Genomic DNA, 4,694 nt, shown 5'->3' with positions numbered 1-4,694 from the left:
AATAAGTAGTGGGAGCATATTGCTCCCATCTTGATTAAAGATACCTCACGCTTATTCGAACAATTAGGATAATATCTGCGCTAGCAAAGATAGTGGGTCAACAATTCCATATAATATAACTAATTAAATCTAATTTGCTACGGAATAATCAGATTTCTTTTCTTATTTTAAAAATAACTTCTATTCTAGTCGCATTAAACAGCATCTCAAATCTATTTCTGAGAAATGCGACATTGAACTCCGAGCAAAAAAGTAGAACTAACAAGCACCTGACTTATTAAATACCACCCAAATTGTTTTCCATATTAACTTGAGATCGTATGCAATAGACCATTTTTGCTGATAGTCAATATCCATACGTACTATTTCTTCAAAGTCTTTCACACTAGAGCGACCATTAACCTGCCATTCTCCAGTCATACCAGGTTTGATATCCAGTCTGTGCCAGTGATGAGCTTCATAATTTTTGACTTCATCAAAAGTAGGAGGGCGAGTTCCCACTAAACTCATATCTCCTTTGAGAACATTCCAGAATTGAGGTAGTTCGTCTAAGCTAGTCCGACGCAGAAAGCGACCTATACGAGTTATTCTAGGATCTTTCTCATTTTTAAAAATGTTACCTTTTGCTTCGTTTTTGACAAGGTGCTTCAGTTTTTCTGCATCAACAACCATTGAACGAAACTTCCTGATCCAAAAAGTTTTTCCCCTAAAACCACAGCGAACCTGACTGAAAAATAGCGGACCCGGACTATCAAATTGCATGAATATAAATACAGGAATTGCAAATACTCCTGTGATCGCTAATCCGACTAAGGCGCCTAAAATATCAATCAGACGCTTGCTTGGACTATTGACAGACGGATGAGCTACTTGTTTGTATAAGTTAGTTGAGTATTTGTGTTCTAGAACTGCTAGAGAATTCATATTTGAAGAGACTGATAAGTTAGATGTATTCATAAAATTTGCACTGTGACATTCTGTTTTATATTTATGGAAAATTTTTATACTTACATCTTAGAAGAGCTAGATTTAAGGTGGTAGGGTAAAATACCTAACTTTACTGAATCTTCACAAATATCAGCCGTTTTTTAAAGTTTATGTGTTGTTTTGGTAATCCATCATCAAATCTTCCGGAAAGAGAAAAAATATTATGTATAATTAAAGATTTTGCTTTTTTATGTTTTCTGGTGTTTGTAGATCGAATTAAGTATTATGTAATTAAAATCACAAAAATTGTATATTCTAATACAATTATTTGTAACGAGAAACCCTTAGGTGTTTTTTTTTAACAATATGTTAATGGGACTTTAGATAAATATTTGCTGCTCCATATTCCGTTATCTGTCCTATAGAACCCATTTGGTATCTTAGTCCGCGACCCGCGTTTTTTTACAAGAGTCAGGAAGACCGAGTCAGGAGATGAAGGGAAGGCATAAGGGAAGCAGGTTAAAAAATACTCCCCATCTGTTTTTAAATAGATATCAAATAGGTTCTATAAACAAAATATTGTAATATTTTTGTATTAAGCTTATAATGCAAACTATTTTTGACCAGGAAAACTTGTAGAGCAAGCGATCGCTAAATTACATTTTCGGCGTTGCTGAGTGGTAATGATTTTGAGATTAACTTTGGGCGCAAAACATCAGTTTTTCAATTTTACCTTCAGCTAATAGACATCTCCAAGAATCAAAAATCAATATCTATATCCCAAAGAAATTATCAATTCTTTACCCCTACTGCCTACAGCAAAGCTGCCTACTCCCTATGGGTGGAGTAGATGTCTAATTATTATTACATTTAAGCAACGCCACATTTTCTGTTAACTTTATAGGGGTTCCTCAAATTTTTGCCTAGTATTAGCCACTAGCATATTTAAGTATTCTCTTACATATTCTGCTTGTTCATTACTCAAACGATACCCATTACCATCAGGTTCTTGGCAAAAAAGTGGCTTTGCTCTCAAACTTTGATATTCAGAATTTTGTCGAGAAACTTCACTCAATAGCATGACATCTTCCTCCGAAGGCACTAAACCTGGAGGTAGTTTACTTTCTAAAATAGTCTTAATGTTCTCCTGACAAACACGAGTATTTATTCCTTGCTCCTCTAATAATTGATAAACTTCTTTTAGAGATAAAGGATGATCTGGAAAAACTCGTAGTATTTCCCAAAGTAAAAAATAGTCGTTGTACTGTTGTTGAGGTATATCTATAATTTGTGGATAAAGAGGTAAAATAGCTAAACCATAAGCAACCCTACCTATAGTTAATTTAATATCTTCAATCTCAGATAAACAATTATCCGATCCCTGCAGATTTTCCTGCCCTAACTCTACATTTTCAGAATTAACTTTTGCATCTTGAACAATAATTGCATTAGGCAATTTTTGACGTAACCAACGAGATATCCCACTCCAACTCCCACTACCTCCAGTACATAAAGCGCGGTTAATTCCCACTGGAGATATTCCCACCCTACTCAAAAAATTATTTAACTCCTGATTTAATTGTTGTATAAAAGGCTCTAATACTTTTTTTTCTAAATCTTGTTGTTGTAAACTCCATTGGCGATCGCCTATATTCAAAGTAAATTCTTTTTCAGATGGCAGAATGACTTTTAAATTACGAGCTGCTGCTAATAATTCTTGTCTATAGGATGAACTTTGTAACCATTGCTGTAGTTGAGACCTAATTGACAAATCTGGATAGCCTGGCCGTGGCCATAATTGAGTAGATTGTTCTTGATTCTTTTCTTTCTCGGTCTGGGGCGAAATATTTTCGTTTTTTAGTAATAGTTGACAAACAATATCTTGATCTAGGGCCTGACCTCCATAAGCAAAACTATGGCAATGGAAGTGAGAATAAGTTAAATTTTGGCCATCATCAGGAAAATTAACTAAGGCCATTTCTGTTGTAGTTGCTCCCACATTCACAATTAAAATTTTGCCCCTTCTAAATTCTGAGATCGTAGATGTTTTTGAATCTTCTCTTACTGAAGTTAATTCTGATAGGGCAGTAGCGATCGCGTCCTCAATCACAATTACTTGATTGACATTTTTGACAAGACCTGCTTCTAAAACTGCTTCTCTCAGATTGAAGCGATAGGCTTCTGGCCAATTAGTCGGACTACCGATCAACACACATTTTAATTGTGCCAAAGCTGAAAAAAATGTTTCTTGGTCTAATCCTACTGCGCCACAATTATAATCATTAGGTAAAGTAACTATTGTTTGAGTTTCTCTATCAGTTAAAGAAATAGAGTCTTGGCCAAAAGCTTGGGGCTGAAGGGTTGTCAATAAAGTTACTAATCCTTGATTAACTAACTTGAGGGGAATTTGTTCATGTTCAGACAACTGTAAAATTGGTTCATGGGCAGTTGTAGCAATCAAGTTAGAACCTAGAAGAACAGATTTGTCTGGTTTATCCTGGGATTTTTGTTTTTCAAATTTAATTGAAAGGTAAGGAATAGTAACTTTTAAACCTGGTTTAAAGTTTTGTAGTAATAAGGGTTTTTCTTCTATATTTTTCTCTTTAGATGATTTTTGATGTATGTATAAAGTTGATGGTAGGTGATATATTTTTTTGGTAGAACTGAAAGTTCTTTGGCCTATTTTTGTTGAGAGAGTAAATTCTTGATTTGTTTCAGTAATATTTAACTTTTGTTGAGTTGGTAATCTCTCCCAATATATAGGATAAATTTCACTACTGCTACGATTAAATAATGCTGCAGAAATACCTGTAGTACCAAAGTCAATTCCTAAATACCATAGTAAAGCTGTTTTATCTGGTGTTATATCTGTCTGTTTTGATAAATTAATTTTTTTTTTTCTGTCTCTGGAGGGTCTTGAAGTAGAGTTTCTAGCGGTAAAAATTCTCGCTCATCTGTTTCTATTTGTTCTACTTCTATTGAAGATGTTAAGCCATCTAAAATATCTTCTAAAGTTTGTTCATTTTCTGTATTCTCTGCTGAATTTTGAGTATTTTCTTGGTTCGTTAGATTTAATTTTTCTGAAACATCACCAATATCTATAAATAAACCCTCTAAGTTAGTAACTTCTAAGTTAGTAACTTTTGCTTCTGAAGTCGAAGTAACAGAATCATTAGTCGATTCAAGATTACTTTCTGCTAAAGATACAGGTGAATATTCTCCTAATTGAAACTCAGTTTGTTGCGAATCATCTGCTAATTCCTCTAAGTCAAATTCTTCTAAATTTTCTAAATCAGAACGCAAATTATTGAGGGTATTAGTATCTAATAATAATTCTATATTTTGATTTTGTTCTTCATCCGATTCTTGTATTGGTAAGAGACTTTCTTTAGCCGATGCCTGAAGATACTCTTCTTCTTCTGATTTATTGCTGTAATTTGTTTGTTCTTGTGTTTGTTCTTGTTCTTGTTTAGATTCCAGAGACACAATTAATTGGTTAGTTTGTCCTTCATTTATCTCTAGTTCACCGAAAAGATGACTGAGAGATTCGATAATTTGAGTGCTTTCTACATCTTCTGAGTTGTCTAAATTTGACCCTGAATTTAGTGGTGATTCGATCAAATTTGCTATTTCTGCATCTTCTATTTTAGCAGTTGAATTTTGATATTTTTGCCACTGTGTGTAATTCTCTTCAAAACTAGGAGCTTCTAGTTGAGCAAAAGTTTTATTTTCCTGGTCTTGACTTTTAATAACTTCTAAATCTTGCA

At 33.7% G+C, this 4,694-nt stretch carries 2 protein-coding genes and 1 pseudogene; all 3 read right to left on the bottom strand.

Going from position 1 to position 4,694, the window contains the following annotated elements; translation table 11 throughout:
• Positions 1 to 258: 258 nt before the first annotated feature.
• Complete coding sequence (locus F6K13_RS19120; protein WP_124147460.1) at positions 259 to 957, bottom strand: sugar transferase; 699 nt, start codon at positions 955 to 957, stop codon at positions 259 to 261.
• An 868-nt stretch (positions 958 to 1,825) separates the two neighbouring features.
• Entirely contained in the window at positions 1,826 to 3,388 is a 1,563-nt protein-coding gene (locus F6K13_RS19115) for a hypothetical protein (protein WP_124147461.1), read from the bottom strand.
• A gap of 401 nt (positions 3,389 to 3,789) precedes the next feature.
• Positions 3,790 to 4,694, bottom strand: a pseudogene (locus F6K13_RS19110) (hypothetical protein); the annotation flags it as partial.

The sequence above is a fragment of the Okeania sp. SIO2B9 genome (assembly GCF_010672505.1).
GTDB lineage: Bacteria > Cyanobacteriota > Cyanobacteriia > Cyanobacteriales > Microcoleaceae > Okeania > Okeania hirsuta.
Note: the sequence above shows the minus strand (reverse complement) of the source record. Positions and strands in the feature narration are given on the sequence as shown.

Excerpts from the sequence above, each read along its gene's own strand:
- F6K13_RS19120 (WP_124147460.1), bottom strand. The coding sequence starts at position 957 with ATGAATACATCTAACTTATCAGTCTCTTCAAATATGAATTCTCTAGCA.